Source organism: Cupriavidus sp. UYPR2.512, from assembly GCF_000379565.1.
Lineage (GTDB): Bacteria > Pseudomonadota > Gammaproteobacteria > Burkholderiales > Burkholderiaceae > Cupriavidus.
In genome coordinates this window covers 1-3,631 of sequence record NZ_KB902966.1, presented here as the reverse complement: position 1 = coordinate 3,631, position 3,631 = coordinate 1, and the positions used below count along the sequence as shown (strand labels likewise).

Sequence of the window (3,631 nt, the reverse complement as noted above, 5' to 3'; positions counted from 1 at the left end):
GGTGATTCCACCGCTTTTGCGATGGCCCGCAATCCGGCGACCATAGTCACGTTTCCAGCTCCCGCCACGTCAAACGCAGCATGCGGTTTTCCCGCACTAAATGTGATCGATCACATTTTATGCGATATGTGGTGTTGGCTCAAATGTAGTCTTGCGGCGCCCGAGCCGCGATCCTGACAGGATCCGGCCGGCCGAACGCCACATAAAAAGCCTGCTACAAGGACCGGAGAAACGCCATCAACGCGGGATCTTTGGCCCACCGCCTATTCGCCTTTCGATCGCTAGGGATAGTAAGCCGCGCCAGGGCGTTAGCCTTCATCTCCAAATCAATTTCGGCGTAAACGTTGGTCGTATCGATGGAGACATGACCAAGCCACGCACGTACTGTGTTGATATCGACGCCGGATCGAAGCAGGTGGGTCGCTGTTGAATGTCTAATGCTGTGCGGGCTGACGCGCTTGGATGCGAGCGAGGGCATATTGGCTCGCGCCTTGACAGCGTAGCGCTCTACGACCGCGTGAATACCGAAACGCGTCAGGGGTTGCCCACAGCGATTGAGGAATACTCTTTCCTGCGGTGGTCGTTGGCCAGCGAGGTTGCACAACTCTTGCACGGTGTCGGGCCATAGCGGACACTGTCGCTGTTTTCGACCCTTGCCGAGAACGCTCACACTGCTGGAGATCGCATCGACGTTGCCGATGGTCAGGTGGGCCGCCTCGTCCGCCCGCGCACCGGCATTGTAAAGAAACAGCAACAGGGCGTAGTCACGGCGACCTTGAGATGTACGTCGATCTGGGCAAGCAAGGAGCGCATCCATTTCAGCCTTGTCGAGATAGGGCACCACCGCTCTTGTAGTCTTCTTGTAGGGGATGCAGCGCAACTGGGTGCACCATTGGATATGTTCCGGGCTGTGCTCGCCAACGAATCGAGCCAAAGCATGGATAGCAGCCAGACGCTGATTCCGCGTCGCGACGCTGCATCCGCGACGGACTTCGATATCTGAGAGGAAGTCCCGGACGATCTCGGCCGACACATCTGTCATTGCCAGCCGGTCGACCGGTTTGTGGGCTTGACCTGAAACGAAAGGGATCAGTTGGCACAGCGTGTCGCGGTAGCTCTGCTGGGTGTTGCGAGCGAGGTTCCGCTCGCCAATCAGGTACTCGAGCAGGAAGCGCCGGACCCACATTGTGTCACCCATGATCGTCACCTCCCCGGGCGTAGCGCTCGAACCGTAAGCTCGCCTGTCGCAGCAGTTCTGGCGTCATGGTCAGGTAGTGTTGGGTGGCGGCAATATGCACGTGACCAAGATAGGTTGCCAACTGAGGCAGCAAGCGTTGTACATCGGCACCTTCGCGATACCAGGAGACCAACCGGGTAACCGTATAGGTGTGCCGAATGTCATGAAGTCGTGGCTGATACCGTGCGCTATCGCCACGACGTACCTGTGCGCGTTCACGCAATTGTTTGAAGGCATGCTCGGCGCCAGCTCTGGACAGGCGCTGTCCACGTTTCGTCAACAGGAAGGCGGCGTCTCGGTTGAGCGGCGGCCATTTGTTGCGTTCGGCGGCATACTGAACCAGCACCGAAGTCAGATCTGGTCCGGTCGGCACCAGCCGTGTCTTGTAAAACTTGCTTTCACGGATGCAAAGGATTCCAGAGTCCAGATCCACATCCGCCAGATTCAGGCCGACAGCCTCGCCGATGCGAAGCCCGGTACCATAGAGCAGTAGCAGGAGCGTCCGGCAGGTTAGCGACGACAGATTGCAGCGCTCACGATCCGCCGTCGCCGCCAGTAGACGCTTCATCTCTTCTCGCGAATAGATGTACGGCACGAAGGTCCGGGGCTCCTTGGGTACCGTTAAGGGTAATGGTGAACTGGTGGTGTAGCCGCGAGCAATGGCAAAGCGGTAGAAGCCGCGCAGCGCGCTGAGCTTGCGATGCCAGAAAGCCGTGATGGGACCCTTACCGGCAAGGAACGCATAGACACGATCGGCGTCGATCTCGCGCATATCGATGTCGCCGAGCGTTCGATAAAAGGACTTCAAGGTACGCGCCTCAGTGGAAAAGCGCATCCCCAGTGACTGTTTGTAGGCCACATAGGCGGCAACCGCTTCAGGCAGTTTCATAGCAAGTCTCCCAGGGCAAAGTCTGCAACCTGCCTCAGGCCAGCCAGATCGACCTTGGCATAGGTGCGCGTTGCATAAGCGCTGCGATGACCCAGGTAGTCACCGATTTCCTTGAGTGAGAGTCCCTCAGCCACGAGGTAAGTCGCGCACGCGTGTCGAAGTGAATGGGGTCCACCACGACGGCAACTGATATTCAGAAGCCGCAATCGTCGGTTGACCAGGTAGTGCAGACTCGTAGGCGCGAGTGGACGAAACGGGGCTCGTATGGTGAGAAACAAAGAGCGCGAGACAATATGAGGTCGTACCTGTTCCAGATACCGCAGAATTGCTTCACCTACCTCGGCTGCAAGCGGGTAGTCCTGTTTGCTCCGCTGCTTTGGACGGCTGATGTGAAGGATGTCATGTTCCCAGTCCACGTCGTCCAGAGTCAGGCCCACGACTTCACCCCTTCTCAGCCCGTAGACCGCGAGGAGCAACAGAATGGCGCGGTCCCGGATATCATGGGGACTGTCCGTATCGGTGCTGCGAATGAGTCGCTGCACGTCTTCCCACTTTGGCCCGGCTGGAAGCGTCTCGTGGCTGAACAGACGCGGTCCTTCGATACCGGCGGCGAGTGTCTTCGAGCACCAGGTTTGCTCACCGGCGTAGCGGAGGAAACTTCGCATCGCGCCGGCAAGGCTGGCCATCGATACCCGGGACCAGCCTTGCATTCGTCTCAGTGCAAAAAAGGCGTCGACCTGTTCGAGTCGCATCACGCCGATGCTGCTTCCTTGCTCACTGAGCCAGGACAAAAACGCCTGAACGTGCCAGCATCGATTGTGAATCGTGTGTGACGACAGGCCGCGCTCCTCGCGCAAGTAGCTGTCGAACCGTTGAACAAGATCGACGAATGGCGGCGTTTCAGGTTGCGGCTCCTGCAGTCGTCCCAGGAAGCGAAGCCAGGCCGTAGCGGTCTGAATAAACCGTTCCCGCGAGAACTTTGCCGTCAGGATTCGCTGATGCCGTCGCTGGTAACGAACCCAGCGATCGGCTGCCATCTCGACCTCAGCAGACGGAATCAATCGTCCGTTGTCGAGCGCGATACGCTGGGAAATTGCCAGGAGCTCAGGTGCAAGGCTCAACAGCGTTGAATGGGCAGCACCGCCCTGTGCGCAGTGGGCCAGATAGCGTTCTCGATCATCGGCCGACGGACCATTGCGATGACGAGCCAGTACACGAGGGTAATGAAACAACGTACCGAACATGATCGGATCTCCGAGTTAACCTTCGGATCTCCGACACTACTCCGGCGCAAATTTATGTGGCCTTCAATGGGCAAACACCGCTGACTAACCTCGCCCGTCCCCGCAAGACCACATTTGAGCCAACACCACATATGGCACTACGCTCTCCTGTTTGCTTCATGTCAAGTTTATGGGACTCATCATGCTGGCGACGCTTTCGTCGATGGGCCACGACGAACCCGATAGCCATTGAACAGCTTCAGTTCGTCATAGAGCCATCGC

General features: G+C 58.0%; 3 protein-coding genes. All 3 read right to left on the bottom strand.

Features of this window, described 5'->3' with window-relative positions; translation table 11 throughout:
* Positions 1–214 precede the first annotated feature (214 nt).
* From A3A5_RS0115455 to A3A5_RS0115445, 3 genes are read right to left on the bottom strand one after another with little or no spacing between them, the layout of a single operon-like run.
* A complete protein-coding gene (locus A3A5_RS0115455) occupies positions 215–1,198 on the bottom strand; it encodes a tyrosine-type recombinase/integrase (RefSeq protein WP_026200815.1) in 984 nt (327 codons plus the stop codon).
* Complete coding sequence (locus tag A3A5_RS0115450; RefSeq protein ID WP_018311462.1) at positions 1,191–2,126, bottom strand: tyrosine-type recombinase/integrase; 936 nt, start codon at positions 2,124–2,126, stop codon at positions 1,191–1,193. Before A3A5_RS0115450 ends, A3A5_RS0115455 begins: the two co-directional genes overlap by 8 nt.
* Complete coding sequence (locus A3A5_RS0115445) at positions 2,123–3,370, bottom strand: tyrosine-type recombinase/integrase (RefSeq protein WP_026200814.1); 1,248 nt, start codon at positions 3,368–3,370, stop codon at positions 2,123–2,125. The genes A3A5_RS0115450 and A3A5_RS0115445 overlap by 4 nt, the downstream gene beginning before the upstream one ends.
* Between the last annotated feature and the right edge of the window lie 261 nt (positions 3,371–3,631).